This is a genomic window from Candidatus Margulisiibacteriota bacterium (assembly GCA_003242895.1).
Taxonomy (GTDB): domain Bacteria; phylum Margulisbacteria; class Riflemargulisbacteria; order GWF2-39-127; family GWF2-39-127; genus GWF2-39-127.
Genome location: QKMY01000021.1, coordinates 21547 through 40927 on the forward strand (window position 1 = coordinate 21547; position 19381 = coordinate 40927).

At 37.7% G+C, this 19381-nt stretch carries 20 protein-coding genes; 19 read left to right on the forward strand and 1 reads right to left on the reverse strand.

Annotated features, from left to right (window positions below; translation table 11 throughout):
• Positions 1–20: 20 nt before the first annotated feature.
• The 10 genes from DKM50_02520 to DKM50_02565 all read left to right on the forward strand — a co-directional run bounded on the left by DKM50_02520 (position 21) and on the right by DKM50_02565 (position 10406).
• Positions 21–1232: a hypothetical protein gene (locus DKM50_02520; GenBank protein PZM83169.1), complete on the forward strand. Its 1212-nt coding sequence runs from the start codon at positions 21–23 to the stop codon at positions 1230–1232.
• A gap of 156 nt (positions 1233–1388) precedes the next feature.
• Entirely contained in the window at positions 1389–1796 is a 408-nt protein-coding gene (locus DKM50_02525; GenBank protein PZM83255.1) for a hypothetical protein, read from the forward strand.
• Between the two features lie 136 nt (positions 1797–1932).
• The gene (locus tag DKM50_02530) at positions 1933–2454 is read left to right on the forward strand and encodes a hypothetical protein (protein ID PZM83170.1); all 522 of its coding nucleotides are present in this window, start codon (positions 1933–1935) and stop codon (positions 2452–2454) included.
• A gap of 17 nt (positions 2455–2471) precedes the next feature.
• Positions 2472–2963: a hypothetical protein gene (locus DKM50_02535; protein ID PZM83171.1), complete on the forward strand. Its 492-nt coding sequence runs from the start codon at positions 2472–2474 to the stop codon at positions 2961–2963.
• On the forward strand, positions 2917–4554 hold the full coding sequence (locus DKM50_02540) for a hypothetical protein (protein PZM83172.1): 1638 nt from the start codon (positions 2917–2919) through the stop codon (positions 4552–4554). The genes DKM50_02535 and DKM50_02540 overlap by 47 nt, the downstream gene beginning before the upstream one ends.
• A 36-nt stretch (positions 4555–4590) precedes the next feature.
• Positions 4591–5118 carry a hypothetical protein gene (locus tag DKM50_02545; GenBank protein PZM83173.1) on the forward strand — a complete coding sequence of 176 codons (528 nt, stop codon included), beginning with the start codon at positions 4591–4593 and terminating at the stop codon, positions 5116–5118.
• A 10-nt stretch (positions 5119–5128) separates the two neighbouring features.
• Positions 5129–6691, forward strand: a complete 1563-nt coding sequence (locus DKM50_02550; GenBank protein PZM83174.1) for a hypothetical protein — start codon at positions 5129–5131, stop codon at positions 6689–6691.
• Positions 6688–7266: a hypothetical protein gene (locus DKM50_02555; protein PZM83175.1), complete on the forward strand. Its 579-nt coding sequence runs from the start codon at positions 6688–6690 to the stop codon at positions 7264–7266. Before DKM50_02550 ends, DKM50_02555 begins: the two co-directional genes overlap by 4 nt.
• Positions 7267–7299: 33 nt before the next feature.
• Complete coding sequence (locus tag DKM50_02560; protein ID PZM83176.1) at positions 7300–8271, forward strand: hypothetical protein; 972 nt, start codon at positions 7300–7302, stop codon at positions 8269–8271.
• On the forward strand, positions 8268–10406 hold the full coding sequence (locus DKM50_02565; GenBank protein PZM83177.1) for a hypothetical protein: 2139 nt from the start codon (positions 8268–8270) through the stop codon (positions 10404–10406). Before DKM50_02560 ends, DKM50_02565 begins: the two co-directional genes overlap by 4 nt.
• 164 nt (positions 10407–10570) lie before the next feature.
• On the opposite strand, the gene rpsT is transcribed toward DKM50_02565, so the two are convergent.
• The gene (gene rpsT / locus DKM50_02570) at positions 10571–10831 is read right to left on the reverse strand and encodes a 30S ribosomal protein S20 (GenBank protein PZM83178.1); all 261 of its coding nucleotides are present in this window, start codon (positions 10829–10831) and stop codon (positions 10571–10573) included.
• A gap of 342 nt (positions 10832–11173) precedes the next feature.
• Here rpsT and DKM50_02575 point away from each other — a divergent pair, with 342 nt between their 5' ends.
• Genes DKM50_02575 through rfbC form a run of 9 tightly spaced genes read left to right on the forward strand, consistent with a single transcriptional unit; the run spans position 11174 to position 19335 of the window.
• Positions 11174–12022 carry an acetyl-CoA carboxylase carboxyl transferase subunit beta gene (locus DKM50_02575; GenBank protein ID PZM83179.1) on the forward strand — a complete coding sequence of 283 codons (849 nt, stop codon included), beginning with the start codon at positions 11174–11176 and terminating at the stop codon, positions 12020–12022.
• A gap of 22 nt (positions 12023–12044) precedes the next feature.
• Positions 12045–13013, forward strand: coding sequence for an acetyl-CoA carboxylase carboxyl transferase subunit alpha (locus tag DKM50_02580; GenBank protein ID PZM83180.1), 969 nt, complete (start codon positions 12045–12047; stop codon positions 13011–13013).
• Between the two features lie 26 nt (positions 13014–13039).
• Positions 13040–13792: a hypothetical protein gene (locus tag DKM50_02585; protein ID PZM83181.1), complete on the forward strand. Its 753-nt coding sequence runs from the start codon at positions 13040–13042 to the stop codon at positions 13790–13792.
• A 4-nt stretch (positions 13793–13796) separates the two neighbouring features.
• On the forward strand, positions 13797–14555 hold the full coding sequence (locus tag DKM50_02590; GenBank protein ID PZM83182.1) for a YgcG family protein: 759 nt from the start codon (positions 13797–13799) through the stop codon (positions 14553–14555).
• Positions 14556–14598: 43 nt separating this feature from the next.
• A complete protein-coding gene (locus tag DKM50_02595) occupies positions 14599–15174 on the forward strand; it encodes a LemA family protein (GenBank protein ID PZM83183.1) in 576 nt (191 codons plus the stop codon).
• A gap of 2 nt (positions 15175–15176) precedes the next feature.
• Positions 15177–17000 (forward strand): polysaccharide biosynthesis protein, encoded by a 1824-nt coding sequence (locus tag DKM50_02600; protein ID PZM83184.1) that lies wholly within the window; start codon positions 15177–15179, stop codon positions 16998–17000.
• 28 nt (positions 17001–17028) lie between these two features.
• Complete coding sequence (locus tag DKM50_02605; protein ID PZM83185.1) at positions 17029–18360, forward strand: UDP-glucose 6-dehydrogenase; 1332 nt, start codon at positions 17029–17031, stop codon at positions 18358–18360.
• 1 nt (position 18361) lies between these two features.
• A complete protein-coding gene (locus DKM50_02610; GenBank protein ID PZM83186.1) occupies positions 18362–18727 on the forward strand; it encodes a 4-amino-4-deoxy-L-arabinose transferase in 366 nt (121 codons plus the stop codon).
• 59 nt (positions 18728–18786) lie between these two features.
• Positions 18787–19335, forward strand: coding sequence for a dTDP-4-dehydrorhamnose 3,5-epimerase (gene rfbC / locus DKM50_02615; protein PZM83187.1), 549 nt, complete (start codon positions 18787–18789; stop codon positions 19333–19335).
• Positions 19336–19381 lie beyond the last annotated feature (46 nt).

Consider the following 19381-nt stretch of genomic DNA (forward strand, 5'->3'; position numbering starts at 1 on the left):
AGGGATACTTGGAGGGCGATATGCCGAAATATAGATATTCTGGTATTGGTGAAGGCGGCAAAGCATTTAAGGGGAATGTTGTCGCGATTAGTAAAGCGCAAGCAAAAGAATACCTGAAAAATAATTCAATTACTGTTACTTCGCTCAGTCTGGTGAAAGAGATAAACTGGCAAAAATTTATTTATGGGGATAAAGTAGGCATGCCGGAAGTGATCCTTTTTACCCGACTTTTGTCAGGAGCAATAAAAAATGGCATGCCGTTAAAGGAAGCGATAGAGGTTATGTACCGCCAAATTAGTAACCCTGCAATGAAAAATGTCATATTAAGTATCTTGTCTGACATCAAAGCCGGTATTGACATGTCTGTATCTCTGGAGAATTTCCCCAAAGTATTTCCTCCATACTATGCGCCGCTTGTTAAAGCCGGGGAGGAGATCGGAGATTTGCCGGGAGTTCTGGATCAGATCTCTTCATATGCGGAAAAACTCGATGACATAAAAAAAGAGATCAAAAGTATTTTAACCTATCCTATTGCCGTACTGTCTATTGGATGTTTATTGGTCATCGTTATTCTGGTGAAAATTATCCCTAGTTTTAAGAAAACCTTTGCAGAAATGGGAGGGAAATTGCCCTTGCCGACAATTATTCTGCAAAATATTAGTGACATAGCAATTAATTATTGGCGTATTATACTTGTTGTGGTTTGCTTGGTAGCGGCTTCTGTCTGGTCATTCTCTCGAACCAAAAAAGGGAAGTATTTTATGTCGAAAGCAGCCTTAAAGGCTCCTTTTATCGGCTCAATTATAACCTCGCTTACTATTGTTAATTTCCTTAAAACGCTATCGACACTCCTGAAAAACGGGGTTCCGATAATATTGTCCTTAACGATTGTTCAAAACAGCATTAAGAACATTGTGGTTAAAGATATTGTAAGAGATATGCGGAATAATGTACTTCGCGGGTTTTCGCTGGCAGCTCCGCTTCACCAGCATGAAGAAATATTTCCGCCATCGGTGGCCTATGCCATTGATATGGGAGAAAAGTCAGGAAACCTTGGTGAAGTCATGGAAAAATCAGCCGAATTTTATGACAAACAGGCGCTCTACGAACTGAAATTGTTATCCGGGAAAATTAATCCGGTCATGACTATGCTCATTGGTGGTTTAGTTCTATGGGTTGCGATGGCTATATATCTGCCGATGTTTGATATGATGAAGAATGCTGGACACTAGTTTTTTGTTACCCAATGTTTAGGGTAAAGTTGATAAATCATTAGAAAGTACAAGGGGGTGATGGTATTTAGTTTTAAGGATGTGTTTTGTTATAGAACTTACAAATAAAAAAGATTGATCAATGAATCAATTAAGGAGGAAATAATGAAATTGGGTATTAAAAATAAAAAAGGTTTTACCCTTATAGAAATGCTTATTGTTGTTGTAATTATCGGTATTCTAGCCGCAGTTATTCTGCCTAAAATGGGTAGTTCATCCAGAACTGCGCGTGTTAGTGCATGCAGGGCGAATGTTGGTTCAATCAATACTGGTTTGGAGCTTATAATTTTCGAGCAGAATATTGTAGAATCTTCCGTCGTTGGGTCTTTTCTTACGACCGGTAATTATACCGAAGGAACAACGTATCTGGGCGTAATCCCCGGCGTACAGATGGCTTCAAAATTCCCAACTGGAGGGTTGGCTTGTCCAGTTCGTCAGACCGGTGAAAATTCAATATATAATGTAGTAAATGGAAGGGTGGATTTTGCTACCCATGCTGGTTTAGTTGTCGGAGATCATCCTTAGTTAAAAAGGCTTGTGTTTGGGGGAGGATCGATTCCTCCCCAAGAAATGTGAAACGGACCATGAGCATTATATATTTCATTATAGTGCTGAATGTTTTAGTATAGCTCACATAATTATAAATTAAGATTGTAATACAATGGCTAACCGTATTTTTTCGGAAAAAGGATTTACATTTATAGAAATATTAATTGTCCTTTTCATTACGGGGGTTTTGGTATCCATAGGTGTCAATCGGTTTGCCCAGTCGGGCGCTATTGCAGGCTATAACGGGGAAATAACGAGAATGTTTGATACCCTGTCGTATGCCAGGAATACCGCAATTTCGCAAAGAAAAGAGATTTCTATGGTTTTTCTCCCTGCGGGGACAGCTACCTTTAACCAGTACGAAGTTCGTGCTTGGGATGGTGTATCCAGTACCTTTAATCGGATTTCCGATACGTATGATATCTTTCAAGGAGTGGTATGTTCCGCTTCTGCATCAGACACACTGCAATCTGTTGATGAAATACGTTTTAGCAGGAATGGTCGGATCTCTCTTCTTTTTAATAATAGCACTATTGCAGCCGCTGATCAGGATGCGAGCATAGGTATTTCTGTAACCTCTCATTCTACCTCGAATGTACTAACAGTTTTAGCTAATTCGGGGATAGTGAGATAATTACCTTAAAAAACAATATGAAAATAATTACGTCGTTCAAAAAAGCTATACTTGATACTTCCGGGATATCACTCTTAGAAACGATGCTTGCATTGGGCATTATGGCAATAGTGCTTGTTCCTCTATCAATGCAGCTGCCGGGATTATTGAAAGCTGTGAATAATATTTACATTAATAACAGGCTTGTGTTTATTGGGGAAGCGATCGGGGAGCATCGGTCCCGCTGGGCAAATAAAAGAGAGACAGATCTCGATGCCTTTTGGGTGGAAAATTGGGGAAGTTCGACAGAGTGGCACGATTTTAAGGCGGAAAAGATTCAAGAGCTTATTGGCACGAATGTAAGTATTCCTGCTAATTATCGAGTTAATATCGATTCATTTGATACTAGCTATGATAATAAGATGGGTTTCATAATTACTGTTTACTACGATAACGATGGTTCGACATCCTTGACTGCCGGGGATGTTAATCGGCTTACCTTTTATACCTTGGTTGCTGAAAGAGGTTGACATGAATAATAAAGGGTTTACTGCAGTCGAAATGGTCATCGTCCTCATAATAATCAGCGTGCTGGCTGCTGTATTTTATAAACAGCTGTCAATAACCTATAAAACATGGAACTCAAAGCAGCGCGAGAGCCAGATTATCCAGGAAGTGCGTAATGCTTTTTTATTTATGAAAAATAGACTTACTTTAATGGATAGCAGTAATATTATTGGTATGAGTTCTGATACTTCATCTCAGGGATATTTAATGTACAAGGATGTAAGCGGCAATATTATTGGCATTTTTTTTAATTCTTCTTCTAATCAGGCTGTTTTTGGAACGAATAGCTTGCCGGTTGATTCATTGATATATGCTTTTCATGATATAACGACCGGAGTAACAAGGAACGAACCGATTCTTGATGAAGTATCCGGATTTTCTGTGACGACCTTTGAATCAACAGGGGACCTCTATCCGACGTCTAATATCCATGATATTGGTTCTATCGGTCTTAAGTTATCGAAAAACAGGAAAAATGGCGAGCCTGTTGATATGGAAACTCTTATCTATTTGAGAATGGATAATTTTGCTGCTCCCGGTAACATAAGCATTGGAGGCTTGGGGATTAATTTTGATAAGGATCAGGACAGTAACTCTATTGCTACCGATCAGTATATAGATTTTAGTAATAGTAATGAGCTTGATAACAACTGGCTGATAAGTACTCAAAACGACGTCGTATTCTCTATCGATACCGCTGAAAAAAGACTTCATATGCAACAGCTGACATCTGGGGCAATTGGGAAAGATCAGGTTAAATACAAGGAAACGTTGACTGACGTTACCTGGTATTTGTCGTGTGACGTTTCCTTTTTATCAACTGGAGCATACCAGGGGAATCGAATGATTTTCAGGATGCAGGATTCTTCTAATTCTGATAACTATTTTGATTTTATCCTCGATGCCACTGCCATTTCCCTTTACAATGGCACTGTAAAAGTAAATGATTGGCCGTTAACTCTGAATCTTCCTTCAATGAAATATTATACGTTGGCATTTTACCGTAATAAAATAAATGGGACGATTGAGGCTTATTTTGATTTGGAAAAGAAGCCTTTGGCAGCAATAAATAACTGGATGACAAATGCGGGTATTGATGTGTCGATTATTCATGAGCGGACTAACCCGGCAAGTTTAATTGAAGCTTCGATAAAAAATTTCATTATAGCAAAAACGCCGATCTATAATGTTGAGATAAATAGTGATTCTGTAACCCTCAAAAATCCTGATCAGAATGCAACTTCCTCAGTAATAGCGACTGACAGGCTATATGGGATGTACGTTTCTCCTGTTTATAAAGTTAATCAAAATCTTCCTGCTCACTTTAACAGGTTTGGTATCGATCAGAATGTGAATTCTCCCAGGAAAACAGACATTTTTGTTAATGTGGACAATAATGGCTGGTCGGAGCTTTCTCCTTCCGCTGATGTGAGCTTTTGGTCATATGATATCAGCAATCTTATCGGGTCATCTATTCAATATAGGGTGGAGATAAGATCTCCGGATGAGAGCCCGGCTGCAGCGTCGATATCTACCATTAATATAAGTTGGTAATAATTTTGTGTCAATAACTGAGGACATGAGAATAATATGGGCAGTATGAATAAATTTGTTTTATATTTAATCAACTATCGATATAATAATAATAAGGGTTCTTTTTATCTGTTGGCATTATTAACCTTGACTATTATTTATATTTTGGTAATGGTTTTTGTTCAAAAAATTATTTTTGAAACAAGAACGATAAAGAACACAATCAATGATCTTAAAACTTTTTATATAGCGCATGCAGGGCTTGAAGACGCGATCTACGAACTCAGGAACACGGAGAATGTTCAATCTGGAAATTATTTTACTAGTTGGACAGATCTTGGTGTAGATATTTATAGTAAGCAGTTCCCTGGATCATCGGTTAGTGATCCATCATATCAGGGAACGTATAACGTAACAATTGCGAATCCAGGTGTGTTGTCTTCTAATATGCCTTCAACTTTTAACATGGTCGTTACTGGAATAATAATCAGTGACGATACTACATATACTAGATCGCTATATGTCGAAGGTGCCTGGACTATGAAAAAAACCAAGATTTATCTGACTAAAGTTCGAGAGGAATAAGAGCAACTACATGTCAAGCCAGAAACGCTTAGAATTATTTACTGCCGGGATCGGTGTTAGTGTTAAGAGGATAAGCCTCGTCTCTATAACTGTTGACGAAAATAAGATTATGCTTAATAGCTATCGGTTAGTTCCTCTTGCCGCAGGGATTGTCGAAAATGGAGTTATTACCGAAATAGAAGTCTTTGCTCAGAGCTTGAGAAAAATGCTTTCGGATTGGCATGTTGGCTCTAAGTTCTTTAACTTGTCGGTCCCGACCAATGATATGGTCGCAAAGATTATCGAAACCCCAACATTGAAAAAAAGTGAGCTTTTGAATTTTTTCAAATCTGATATTGAAGAACATCCGGTAATGATCAAGTATAAAGAAAACGCGAATTTGAATGAAGATAATGACGAAACCGAAGATGATATTTTAAATGTTTCTCTCGCTTATTCCCAGACTGATTATGATGAGGCAAATGACAAATTACGATATTTTCTCATGGCTACTCCTTTCGAGTTCTTCGATTCATATATAAAGACGTTTGGATTGATGGAAAAAGTCTTATCTTCTTTTAGCGCTGATTTATTTGGTGTTATCTCTTTTCTTCAACTGACGAAACCGCTACCTGAAGAAATTCAGTTTGTAGTATATGTATCTGATGAGAGTACCGAATTGGTGGTAGTCAAAAATCTGTCCGTGTATTTTTATCATAAGGCGCAGTTCCCCAGCAAAACGATTTTGAAGAGACCAGCCGTTATGGCTGACATTATTTCAAGAATCAATATTATCTGGATGTCTTATCAAGACAAATATTCAAGCGATCAAAGTATCGATAAGATTGTTATCGTTAGTAATAGTTCCGAAATAGTTGAAGTGTTTAACGAGAATATGGATAATTTAAAAGAGAAGTATTCTGATATTCCAATTCAAATCCTTGATCCGTTGCAGTTCATTGATGTTTCTACTTCCAATTTTGATCGCGAGGTTATTTGCAGGGATCTTTATTCGCTTATTCCCATTATCGGGATGTGCGTTGCAAATAAACGAGGATATGCCATTCCTGATTTTTTAAAAAACAGAGCTGGTACAGGGCTGGTTATCAATAAAAAAGATATTTTTTTCGCTTTGATGATAGCAAGTATGGCTGCCAGTATGGTATTTTTTCTTTCGATTTTGATCGGATACTATGCTAATAGCTTGAATACGAAGCTTAGTGATGTAAAGCACAGGATCATAGCTACCTCAAAAAAAAGCGCAGGAATAGAATCCGGACAGTCTTCAACTATAAAAAGTGAGCTTACCGTGCTTGAGAATATTCTTACGGCTAAAATGCACAGGATGGAGCATCTCGATACCTTAGCTGAACTTATTCCCTCGGCTTTATGGTTGAAGAAGGTGGACATTAAAACGTCAGCAAAAGAAGTCACGTTGATATTCAATGGGAATGGATCGAATTCGCAAGCTTTGGAATTATTTATTAAAAATTTAAAGGAAGAGTACGATAATGTACAGATAGATATGGTAAAAATATCTTCTGATGGCGTAGAATTTGCTTTAAAATGCATAAAAGGGAGAGATGAGCCATAGATCAATTAGACGATAGTATTTCGAAAGAAAATATACTGGAATTTGTTTCGCATAATAAGAAGGCTATTATAGTCGTTGTTATCGTTGTTATATGTCTTGTTGCTGCGTATATTATTAATAAACCGAAGTTCCGGGAATGTTTGGAGATCAATCAGAATATTAAGAAATATGAGTCCCTCTTAGCTGATAGAGAAAAGCAGGTCCGGAATATTGTATCTGAAAAAAAAAGGAATGAAGATCTTGCTAAGAATTATGAAAATATCAGAGCAAGTTTTTTTACTTATAATCAAGCAATGGAGTTCGTAATTAACGATCTTACCGTTTTGCTTGGGAAGAGCAATTTAACCTTTTCCTCAATTAGTATTAAACCGATAAAAAAAATTGATAAGGAACTCTATGACTTTTCAGTGGATATTGAGGTGGAAGGTTCCTATTCTCATTTAAGAAGTTTTATTGTTAACCTGGAGAATAGTGAAAGAGCAGTTTTTTTTGATGATTTTTCTCTAAGTATAAAAACGGTATCGCCTTTGTCCTTGGGAACGAGATTAACGTTGAATTTGCTGGTCTATAAGTAAGAGAGGTTATTATTGTTGAGCTGTTATCTAAAAATGATCGAAAAAATTATTCTTCTGGTATTCTGCGGGTTCCTATTGTCTGGAGTCGCCTATTGCGTTCCTGGGGAAATAGAAGCCTACCAGCAACTCGTAACTGCTTCAAAAAAAGGTTTTAATAATGACGCAGAAATTAATCAGATATTAGGACTTGTTGATAAGTTTACAGAAAAATACTCGGGTAGCAGCCACTATGATGATCTGAGACTATTAAGAGCGGTTTTACTTCACAAACAGAATAAGTTTGCAGAATCAAATGTGACAATCACCCAATTATTGAAGGAACACCCAGCCCCTCTGATTGAAAAAGATACTCTGGCTTCATTTCCTATCCTGGCCCCTTGGCTGACCTTGGATGTATTGACCTATATTAATAGCCTGAGAGGGGAAAACTTCATAAACTTAAAGGATTTTGTTCAGGCTGGAGTCAATTATGAAGCCGCGATTAACCATATAATCAGGGAATCTCGGATTAAGAACTCTATGAAAGATCAATTATTTAGTATGTACTGCGGCTTAATCGGGATATACATGAAAGAAAAGAGCATAGTAAAAGCAAAAAAGAGAATTAAAGAATATATTAACGATAAGTCGCTTGACGACGAGAAAAATAAAGAAAAAATGAGAGAGATATTGGCGAAAATGCAGGGAAGCATAAACTCGACACGAGATCCTTTTGCTACGCCGTATAAAGATATGGTAGAAACTGCTCCTCAAGTAATTTCTGCAGCTTCGAATAATGTTATTCCAAAAAACTATAACAATAGAAATATATTATATGTAAGAGGCATTATCGAAGATTACGAGAAAACTGTAATGTTTCAATGTGACAATGAAAGTTATGAAAAGAGACAAGGCGAATATATAAAAGGATATAAGGTTGTCATGATAAAAAATAATCAAGTATTGTTAAGCAAAAATACAGGAAAAATAATCTCAATAAAAATAGGAGAGGGAAAATCTTTATGAAAAAATATGCTGTAGTAACTTTTGTTTGTTGTTTGGTCTTTTTTGGGGTTGCCTACAGTGCGAGTAATAAGTTGCCTAAATTGCTGATTGAACAGCCACCAATCAAATCTCTTACGAACAAAGGTAAAGTAGAGATAAAAGGAAAAGCCTTTAATGTTACCAATCTCACTGTTAATGGCAAAATAACTAATATTCATACGAGTGGCAGGTTTGTAGCTTATGTGCCTGTTGAAGCCGGTCTTAATAAGATTATTGTCAGCGGGAGTAATGAAGATGGAATGCATACTGTTGAATTACTGGTTACCCGACTAAATAAAAATGAAAAGAAACAGTCCGTTCCGACTGAAAATAATAGTTCTGTTAAAAATAATAAAAAAATATTCTATAAGTTTATTTATCCGCCAATGGAGAATAACACATTGAAAGCTGACAAGGATGCCGTTTTTATCAAAGCTATTGTTAAGCGGGTCAAAAAAGCCTTTATCAACGGTGAAGAGGTCCCGATAGTAAAAGGAAGGATAACTAATAAGACAAGACTCTTGAATGAAGGAGAAAATGTTATTATTGTGAGGCTTCAGAATAAAGCTGAAGTGGTCAATACAAAGTTATTTGTCGAAAAGGTAACAAAATCAACAGATGGGCTGGATACTGATGCGGATACCAATAGGGATAGCGTTGTCAATGGAACTTCGAGGAAGTATGAAGAAAAAATCAAAAGACAGAAAGTGAAGTACCAAAAAAAAGAAAAAGAATTAATGTTGGCAACAGTCAAGCCTGTAGCTAGTGTTCCGAAAGAATCTGTTGTTGCATCTGTTACCGGTAAGGAAGAGATTTCTGTGCCAAAAAGAGCTATAATCTCAACTAGTGTAAAAAATAAGTTAGTTGGCGGTCTAAAACCTATAGTACCATTGCACCAGGGAAAAAAAAGGATTTCTCTTGAACCTCTAATCGTGAAGATTGATGATATAAAAAGAAATGCAGTTATTCTTCCTCGAGTTAATCAGGTCCCTGATATAACAATAAAACTCAAAGATGCGGATATTAAAGATGTTATTGATATTTTAAGCAGAAAAAGCGGCTTAAATATTGTAGCTGATGAATCACTTATAGGAAAAGTTTCCGTTAATCTTAACAAGGTTCCATTTAATACAGCCTTGAATATTGTTTTACAAACCCATGGCTACGCCTATGAAAGGATCGGGAATATCATTATCATTGCTTCTCGAGATAAGTTATCTGTGCCTACCAGTCTGGAACCGAAAGTTTTTCGATTACATCATTCAAAAGCTGAAAGCATTGCAAAAGTGATTGAGCAATTTTTGGGAAAAGATGAAAAAATAGCTGTCGCCGTAAAGGAGAATAGCATAATCGCCTATGCCTGTCCTAATACATTAGAAAAGATTGGGAAGACGATTTTAAGTCTCGATAAATTCATGCCGAAGCAGGTATTTATTGAAGCCAAGATTATTGAAGTCGGAGCCACTACAATGCAAAACCTTGGGTTGGATTGGAATGGGCAAGCAAAGGCAGTATTGGAAAGTGGTTCAAAAAGTTCGATTGTTGGCTCAGGTGGCAGTACTCTGGGAAATAATGATAACCAGAAAATTAAAGTACTGCTTCCTGATGTTGCAATAAATTATCTGGGTAATGATGGTTCATCAAAAATCCTTGCAAGTCCAAAGATGGCCGCAGTCGATGGAGAGCAGGCGCAAATCCTTGTAGGTGATAAATATCCATATATTGAAACTAAAATTGACTCAAAAACCGGGGATAAAACCGATACCGTAAAATTTGTGGAATCAGGTGTTAAGCTTATTATTACTCCATACATAAATGCAGAGAACAACACAATAAAAATAATAGTGAAAACTGAGGTAAGTTTTATTCATTCATTTGTTGGTCCGAATAATCAGGTGCCATGGATACGGACAAGGGAAGCAGAGACGACTGTCAGGATAAAAAATGGACAGACTATAATTATTGGAGGATTGCTCAATAGTGAAGACAAAGTCTCCCGGGTAAGTGTTCCGATATTAGGAGATATTCCTATCATTGGCGGATTCTTTTCTGCTAATAAAACAGAAAAGAATGATAATGAGTTGATCCTGACGATAACTCCAAGGATCGTTGAATAATTTGGATTAAGGTTCTTGCCATGTGTGTTCCGTCTGACTGTTATATTTTATATATACCAGGAAATATTGGAAGTCGGTTCATTGAGAGCTGTAAGATATTGTGCAGATATAACAAAAAAAGGGCTTAATAAGCCCTCTTTTGTTGTTTTTATCTAATAATATAACTACTTTGTTTTGTTAACTTTTTTAGTTAACCTAGATTTTAGACGACTAGCTTTGTTTTTGTGTATAGTACCTTTTCCTGCTACTGTATCTATAATCTTTACTGCATTTTTTAGTATGTCTTCTTTTTCGTCTGTGTTAGTGCTTATTGCTTCTTGAACTTTTTTTATTGCGTTTTTAACAGAGGAAATTCTAGCTTTGTTTTTTACTCTGTTTCTTTCTCCTATTTGAACTCGCTTCTCCGAAGATTTATTATTCGTCATTTATATTTAATCCTTTCTATTCTAATTAGTCGTAGGTTACAGCAGATAATCTCACCTGCAGCCAAGCTTAACTGCCGACTCTTTACATGATTATTAAACAATTTAGCTTTGACAATTTAACAACGAAAGGTATAATATCATAACAATTAAGAAGTGGTCAATAATAAATGGTCCGGATAATGTAAAGAGTGAGTTATTTGTAGGTAGATCGGAAAAACCTTAGATAGAGCTCTCGCGAAATGGGTTATCTTTGATTATTCTTTATTTGTACCTATTCCTAATTTAACGGATACCGGATACTACTCAATTTAATATATGGATACAGCTAAAAGGAGAGATTGAATGTCAATTGTAGATTGGTTTGCCAAGAAGAAAGCCAACAATAGTATAGAACGTGAAAAATTAGATATTCCGGGAGACCTATGGATCAAGTGTTTTAAATGCGGAGAAGTTCTATTTAATAAATCGCTCGATGAAAATAGTAAAGTATGCCCAAGCTGTAATCATCATTTCAGACTATCCTGTGCCGAGAGATTAGAAATAACTATAGATGAAGGTACTTTCAAAGAAATAAACCGTAATTTAACTCCAATCGATTTCCTGAAGTTTACAGATAGCAAAAAGTACGAAGATCGAATCGAGCTTGCCAGGAAGCGTTCAGGTATTAATGATGCTCTTATTTCTGGTACCGCCAGGATAAATGGCATTGAAGCCGTTCTCTGTATTATGGACTTCAGCTTTATGGGCGGAAGTATGGGGTCTGTTGTTGGTGAGAAAATTGCCAGGGCTGCCGAAGAAGCAATTAAGCGAAAGCTGCCGCTAATTATCATGTCATCTTCCGGCGGAGCAAGAATGCAGGAAGGCATTTTAAGTCTGATGCAGATGGCAAAAACCAGTGCAGCCATTAAAAAATTATCTGAAAAAAAACTAATGTATATTTCGGTTTTGCTTGATCCGACGACAGGTGGTACAACCGCGAGTTTTGCCATGCTTGGGGATGTCAATATTTCGGAGCCAGGTGCTTTGATCGGCTTTGCCGGTCCACGGGTTATAGAACAAACTATACGGCAGAAATTGCCGAAAGGATTCCAGAGAGCTGAGTATCTGCTTGAACATGGAATGGTTGATATTGTAGTACATAGGAAAGAAATGAAAGAAACGTTGGCAAAATTGTTGAGCTACGCCGGATAAAAATATAGGGAGTTCTTTAATAATGAAAAAAAAAGTTGTAGTAGATTTTGAAAAGCCTATTTTTGAGTTGCACGCTCAAATTGATGAATTGAAAAATATAGCTGAAACAAATAAAATTGACTTAACAGAAGAAATAGAGAGAATGGAAAAAAGAGCCATGACCTTGAAACAGAAAATATATGAGAATTTAGCTCCTGACCAGATAATTAAAGTTGCCAGACATCCTGAGCGACCGACTACGTTTGACTATATCGGCTTGGTTTTTAGTGAGTTTATTGAGATCCATGGTGATCGGCTTTTTGGAGATGACCCTTCAATTATCAGCGGCTTTGCCACACTTGATGATACTAGAGTTGTTGTTATCGGACATCAGAAGGGAAAAGACACAAAGGATAAGATTTATCGTAATTTCGGTATGCCGCAGCCTGAAGGTTATCGAAAAGCCATGCGTGTTATGAAATTAGCTGAAAAGTTCGGCTTGCCTATAATAACTTTTATCGATACTCCTGGCGCTTTTCCTGGCATTGAAGCGGAAGAAAGAGGTCAGGCGGAAGCAATTGCAAGAAATTTACATGAAATGTCAGGATTGAAGGTCCCCGTTATTTCTATAGTAACAGGGGAAGGCGGCAGTGGCGGGGCCTTAGGCATCGCAGTTGCCAATGAAGTCTTGATCCTGGAATATGCCGTTTATTCCGTAATTTCACCCGAAGGTTGTGCCGCTATTCTCTGGAATGATGCTGCCAAAGCTTCTGAAGCAGCCAGATCAATGAAGATTACGGCTAAAGAATTAAAGCAGTTAGGTATCGTCGACGAGATTATCCCTGAGCCGCTTGGCGGAGCTCATAACGACCATGAAGAAATGGCAACAAGAATTAAAAAAGCAATCAATGATAACTTGAAAAAATACAAAAAAATGAAACCTGATCAAATTAGTGATCATCGATATGATAAATTTCGAGCCTTTGGTTTTTTTAACGAACCGGCTCTTTAACCGACGCATGAAGCAGGGGAGAACGGATGTTCGCTCCTGCTATGTATTTCCATCTGGTAAAAGAAAGTGAGCAACGAATTATGGACTCTGTAAATTATTCAGAAACCGTTACTGAATTGCAAAGTGTGCTCGGCGAAAACTTTGTTTCATTTATTTCGTATGGGGCAAATAGCTTAGCTCACACCATTAAGAAGACAGATGCTGACAATGTTCTTGTTGTTGTTTCAAATATAGATTCCCATATATTGCTGGAATTCAAGAAGCTTTACAAGAAAATGGTGAAACGGCTGAATGTAGAACCTTTGTTTTTGACCAAAGATACAATTTTGACTTCCGCTGACATATTTCCGATTGAATTTTTGAGTATCAAAGATGATTATACTGTTCATTTTGGTAAAGATATTTTTCAGGAATTTAATATTGAATTCAAAAATCTCCGGCTTCAGTGCGAATTAAATATAAAAGGAAAACTTATTGTTTTGCGTCAGGCATATTTGAACGGAGCTTCGGAAGAGTCACTGATTAAAGAGTCATTTTCTTTGTTTTTAAATACATTTAACAATATTTATAGACTTAAGGAATCTAGGCTTCCTTCGAATGTCGACGAATTGTTTATCGGCTTAGAGCGGATATTAAAGCTGGATTGCTCTGTGTTTCGAGAACTTTTTAGACAGATTTCGACAAAGAAACTAAATAGGAAAGAGTTGCCGTCACTATTTTCGAGTTACTTGGAGCAGCTTACAAAACTAACCCAAATTGTTGACGTTTTAGTGTTATAACATAATGAAAAAAAAGATATTATTTTTACTGTTTTTTGTTTTTTGCGGTTTTTTAAGTTATTCATCGGTTCATGCCGCTGATTTTCCTAAGCCGGAAGGCTATGTTAATGATTACGCCGGAGTTCTCTCTCCCCAAAGCAAATCAGTACTAGAAAATTCATTGTACGAGTTATCTCAAAAAACCGGAATCGAAATGGTAGTTGTAACTGTGGTTACAACTTATCCTTCGGAAATCTTTACCTATGCAAATGAACTGTTTGCCGATTGGAAGATTGGAAAAAAAGGCAAAGATAATGGTTTGCTGGTATTGCTGAGCCAGAAAGAGAAACGTGTTCAGGTAGAAGTTGGCTATGGGCTTGAAGGTGATTATCCGGATAGCCGTATAGGAGAAATCCTTGATACATACTTTCTTCCTTCCTTCAAAAAGGGAAATATTGAAGAAGGCATAGTCCTTGGGACTCTCTCTTTCGCTGCTCTGATCGCTCACAAAAACAACACTGAATTGACAGGTACAACTCATGTCGTTGAAAAAAGAACCTCAAGACAAAATTCCAGTGCGTTTGATATAATATCAAAAGTTTTTGTCGCGTTATTGCTTCTGGCGTTATTTATTAAATATCCGGAACTGTTCTTGCTGCTGCTTTTGGCAGGCGGAGGAAATTCTCGTAGCGGATCAGGTGGCGGATTTGGAGATTTTGGTGGTGGCTTTGGTGGGTTCGGTGGCGGATCGTCTGGTGGCGGAGGTGCCGGCAGAGGTTGGTAAGTAAAAATTTTTAGGGATTATTAAAAGAAGGAGATTTATTATCATGAAAAAAGCATTGTTTTGGATCGGTGGAATTCTTGGTGTAGTTGTTTTAATTATTTTTTTGTTAGTGGGGTATGTTGTAAGAATACAAAATAATTTCGTCACGATGGATGAAGAGGTCAAGGGTTCTTGGGCGCAAGTTGAAAACCAATTACAACGAAGATATGATCTTATCCCGAATCTTGTAAATACCGTAAAAGGCTTTGCGGCTCAGGAAAAATCTATTTTTCTTGGTGTAGCGGATGCGCGATCAAAGTTAGCTGGTGCAAGGACAATTGACGACAAAATTGCTGCTTCTAGGGGTATGGAATCTGCAATTTCGAGGTTGCTGGTTATTTCTGAAAATTATCCGCAACTTAAGTCTGACCAGAATTTTATCAAATTGCAGGATACTCTTGAAGGTGCGGAAAATAGATTGTCAGTCGAGAGAAAAAGATATAACGATGTAGTGAAAGTTTATAATATAGAATTGCGTAAAGTTCCAAAAGGGCAGTTAGCCCAAATGCTGGGCTTTAAGCCAGCTACTTTTTTTCAAGTTGAAGAAGCAGCGAAAGCCGCTCCAAAAGTTACTTTTTAACTATGAAGGCAAAATTAAAGATTTTAGTACTGCTTTTTGTTGACATTAGTATAACCCCAATTGCTTTATTTGCAGCGTTTTCGGTTAGGGTAGGACTGGAAAAAGCTGTACTTTTTAGCAGTGCATTCTGGTGGGCTTATATATTATTCGCGTTATTAAGAATAATAGTATTCTGGCAAACCGGAATGTACAAAATGATCTGGCGCTACGCAAGTATTCGAGAGCTGATCGACGTTGTCAAAGCAATATCTATATCATCATTAATCATCGTTTTATTGTTTTTCATCTTTAAAGTTGATTCATTCCCTAAGATCGTTTTAGCTCTCGATTATATCCTTAATGCTGCATTGATCGGCGCAACCAGACTATCGTACCGTGTTTATCGAGAGCTCAAGTTCCGGCCTGATAAAAATATAAAGAAAAAAAGAATTCTTATTGTCGGTGCAGGCGATTCTGCTGTTCATCTTGCCAGGCAGATGGAGCGGATACCTGATTATCATCTCGTGGGCTTTGTTGATGATGACAAGAGTAAGGTCGGTTTAAAGATATTCCAGGTTACTGTAAGGGGAATGATAAGTGATATCCCGGAAGTTGTCTCAGATGAAGATATCGACGAGATAATCATCAGTATACCTTCCGCTACGTCCGAAGAGATGCGGCGCGTTGTCCGATACTGCGAAGCTTCTGATGCGGTTTTCAAGACACTCCCGAGTATCAATGAAATTATTGATGGTAATTTCAACATTAGTCACATTCGAGAAGTAAGGATCGAAGACCTTTTAGGCCGGGAACCTGTTGAACTGGATATTAAAAAAATATCTGAGTATTTGTATGGAGAACGAATTCTTGTTACAGGTGCAGGAGGTTCGATAGGCTCGGAACTTTGCCGGCAGATTGCCCAGTACAACCCTTCCAAATTAATACTTTTAGGACACGGAGAAAATTCGATTTATCTTATAGATCAGGAATTAAGAAAAAAATATCCTTATGTTAATTTTGTTAATGTTATTGCAGATATTCGGAATACGGAGAAAATTGATAAATTATTTGAAAAATATAGTCCGACGGTAGTGTTTCACGCCGCCGCCCATAAGCATGTTCCTCTTATGGAGGATAATGCTGATGAAGCTGTTATGAATAATGTGTTCGGTACCTTGAATATAGCCAAAGCTGCTGAAAAACACGGGACCAAACGATTTGTAATGATATCGACTGATAAGGCAGTTAATCCGACCAACATTATGGGTGCGACAAAAAGAATTGCTGAAATGGCAGTGTTGTCCCGATCTAAGCGATTAACCAAGACAAAGTTCGTGGTAGTAAGGTTTGGGAACGTTTTAGGTAGTAGGGGAAGTGTAGTCCCTCTCTTTAAAAAACAGATAAATGAAGGCGGTCCTATTACGGTAACCCATCCGGAAGTCACCAGGTATTTTATGACAATTAAGGAAGCAACTCAGCTCGTTATCCAGGCCGGATCGATGGCAGAAGGCGGCGAGAAGTTTATTCTGGATATGGGTGAACCTGTCAAAATAGCTGATCTGGCACGTGATATGATCAAACTGTCAGGGCTTGAGGAAGGCGTAGATATTAACATCGAATATGTTGGTCTGCGCCCTGGCGAGAAATTATATGAAGAATTATTTAATGCCCAGGAAAAAGCTAATGTTACCCACAATAAAAAGATATTCATCGCTGAACCCGAGGTAATTGATGATCATCGGTTAGAACGAAGTATTCACGAATTAACGATTTTAGCAGGTTCTTTGAAAACCGACGAAATAAAAGAAAAGATAGCATTGCTGGTAGAGAATTATTCTTATAAATAATTTTGCATAAGCTGTTGAGGAGGAAATAATGAAGATAGCCGTTGTTGGAACAGGATATGTAGGTTTGGTGACCGGGACCTGCCTGGCAGATCTTGGTAACGAAGTTGTATGTGTCGATAAAGACGACGAAAAAATTAATATGTTGAATTCTGGCAAAATTCCAATATATGAGCCTGGGCTTGAAGAGCTTGTTAAGAAAAATGTTATATTTAAGCGATTGTCTTTTTCTAATAATTTAGTTGAACTTGTGAGTGCTACCGACATATTTTATATTGCTGTCGGGACTCCTCCGACTCCTACTGGCGAGGCAGATATTTCGGCAGTGCTGGCAGTCGCGAAAACGATAGGGGAAACGTTAAAAAAACAAGGTCTTAATGAAGAAAAGTTTAAAGTCATCGTTAATAAAAGCACTGTTCCGGTTGGGATGGGTGTTCGTGTTGAGCAGACCCTGAACGAAATGGGAATCGACAGTAAATACTTTGGTGTGGTTTCTAATCCTGAGTTCTTGAGGGAAGGATCTGCGATTAATGATACGATGAGGCCGAACCGTATTGTTATCGGCAGCAATTCCACAAAGGCGCTGGATATTATCGAAAAACTTTACAGGCCGATTTATCTTATTGAAGCCCCCGTTGTAAAAACCAATTTGGAAACCGCTGAAATGATAAAATATGCTTCGAACTGTTTTTTAGCAACAAAAATATCCTTTATAAATGAGATGGCAAATATCTGTGAGAAAGTTGGCGCAGATGTTAACACCGTTGCGAAAGGGATGGGGCTCGATAATCGAATTGGCAAATATTTCCTGCATGCTGGCCCAGGTTATGGGGGATCCTGTTTCCCCAAGGATACCAGAGCTTTAATTAGTATTGCTGCTAAGAATGGCTATGATCTTAAGATAGTCAAAGCGGCCGAAGAAGTTAATGCGATTCAAAAACGTAAAGTAGGAAGTATAGTAAAAGAATACTTTGAAAATGATACCAACAACAAAGTTATAACGTTATTGGGCCTTGCGTTTAAACCTAACACTGATGATATGAGAGAGGCTCCGGCTTTGATAGCAATTGAGGAGCTGCTCGCTATGGGCTTTATTATCAATGTATTCGATCCGGCCTCTATGGACGAGTGTCAGCGGAAATATCTCGGAAATCGGGTTGTTTACTGTAATAGTGTGAGTGAGGCCGTTGAGGCTTCCGATGGCGTTATTATAATGACGGAGTGGAACGAGTTCCGGGAAATGGATATGCTGGGGATTAAGAAAAAACTAAGGACTCCGTTTTTTCTTGATGCGCGGAATATCTATGTGCCTGAAAGAATGAGAGAAATCGGGTTTCATTACTATTGTATCGGAAGGTGCTAAGATGCAGACGTTTATTTTAATAGCACTGCCTCTGATATTTGGTATTTCCGGACAATTGCTGCTAAAAACCGGAATTATGCAAATCGGAAAATTTTCAATAATGAATTCTCAAATCATTTTTCAAATGATTAAGATTATGCTTAATCCGTTTGTGTTTCTTGGCTTTATCTGTTACGCGCTGGCTTCTGTCGTTTGGATTGTTACATTGTCGCGTGTACCGTTAAGCTTTGCTTATCCGATGCTGAGTATCAATTATGTCGGGATATTGATCGCTTCAAAAATGCTTTTCGGAGAAGATGTAAATATGGTTCGCTGGATTGGTGTTTTTATTATCTGTACCGGGGTTTTCCTGGTAGGAAGAAGTTAATTGTTACTGCGGTTTCAACTAATTTTTAAAAAGAAATAATTGATAAAAGGTACCTGGTTATGCCATTTCAATTTAGCAAATTATCTATTCCTGATCTAGTTCTTCTTGAGCCTAAAGTTTTTCATGACTCAAGAGGCTATTTTGTCGAGACCTATAAAGAATCGGAGTTCTTAGCTCAAGGGATTAATTATTCCTTTGTACAGGATAATCGGTCAAAATCTATAAAAGGAGTTCTCCGGGGATTGCATTATCAGCTAGCTCCAAAGTCACAGGGGAAATTAGTATCAGTTATAAAAGGCAGAGTCTGGGACGTGGCAGTTGATATTCGAAAAAGTTCTCCGATGTTCGGTAAATGGATCGGAATAGAACTGAGTGAAGAAAATAACCGTATATTTTTTATTCCTCCTGGGTTTGCTCATGGTTTTGTCGCTTTAACTGATGAGGTTCACCTTCAATATAAATGCACGAACGAGTACTCCGGGGCATTGGATAGAGGTATTATCTGGAACGATCCTGATCTTGCAATTGACTGGCCGGTTAGCGCGCCAATCGTCTCACAGAAGGATTCGTTGTTGCCCAGGTTAAAAGATGCAGAGTGTTTTGAATAATCTTTGTCTGAAATGCAGCTTAGTACTGTTTATACGTTCAATCTTT

Coding starts and splice junctions, on each gene's coding strand:
- DKM50_02595 (PZM83183.1), top strand. CDS start 14,599: ATGAAAAAAGCATTGTTTTGGATCGGTGGAATTCTTGGTGTAGTTGTT.
- rpsT (PZM83178.1), bottom strand. CDS start 10,831: ATGACGAATAATAAATCTTCGGAGAAGCGAGTTCAAATAGGAGAAAGA.
- DKM50_02600 (PZM83184.1), top strand. CDS start 15,177: ATGAAGGCAAAATTAAAGATTTTAGTACTGCTTTTTGTTGACATTAGT.
- DKM50_02575 (PZM83179.1), top strand. CDS start 11,174: ATGTCAATTGTAGATTGGTTTGCCAAGAAGAAAGCCAACAATAGTATA.
- DKM50_02585 (PZM83181.1), top strand. CDS start 13,040: ATGTTCGCTCCTGCTATGTATTTCCATCTGGTAAAAGAAAGTGAGCAA.
- DKM50_02520 (PZM83169.1), top strand. CDS start 21: ATGCCGAAATATAGATATTCTGGTATTGGTGAAGGCGGCAAAGCATTT.
- DKM50_02590 (PZM83182.1), top strand. CDS start 13,797: ATGAAAAAAAAGATATTATTTTTACTGTTTTTTGTTTTTTGCGGTTTT.
- DKM50_02545 (PZM83173.1), top strand. CDS start 4,591: ATGGGCAGTATGAATAAATTTGTTTTATATTTAATCAACTATCGATAT.
- DKM50_02560 (PZM83176.1), top strand. CDS start 7,300: ATGATCGAAAAAATTATTCTTCTGGTATTCTGCGGGTTCCTATTGTCT.
- DKM50_02605 (PZM83185.1), top strand. CDS start 17,029: ATGAAGATAGCCGTTGTTGGAACAGGATATGTAGGTTTGGTGACCGGG.
- DKM50_02540 (PZM83172.1), top strand. CDS start 2,917: ATGTTAATCGGCTTACCTTTTATACCTTGGTTGCTGAAAGAGGTTGAC.
- DKM50_02550 (PZM83174.1), top strand. CDS start 5,129: ATGTCAAGCCAGAAACGCTTAGAATTATTTACTGCCGGGATCGGTGTT.
- DKM50_02535 (PZM83171.1), top strand. CDS start 2,472: ATGAAAATAATTACGTCGTTCAAAAAAGCTATACTTGATACTTCCGGG.
- DKM50_02530 (PZM83170.1), top strand. CDS start 1,933: ATGGCTAACCGTATTTTTTCGGAAAAAGGATTTACATTTATAGAAATA.
- DKM50_02580 (PZM83180.1), top strand. CDS start 12,045: ATGAAAAAAAAAGTTGTAGTAGATTTTGAAAAGCCTATTTTTGAGTTG.
- rfbC (PZM83187.1), top strand. CDS start 18,787: ATGCCATTTCAATTTAGCAAATTATCTATTCCTGATCTAGTTCTTCTT.
- DKM50_02610 (PZM83186.1), top strand. CDS start 18,362: ATGCAGACGTTTATTTTAATAGCACTGCCTCTGATATTTGGTATTTCC.
- DKM50_02565 (PZM83177.1), top strand. CDS start 8,268: ATGAAAAAATATGCTGTAGTAACTTTTGTTTGTTGTTTGGTCTTTTTT.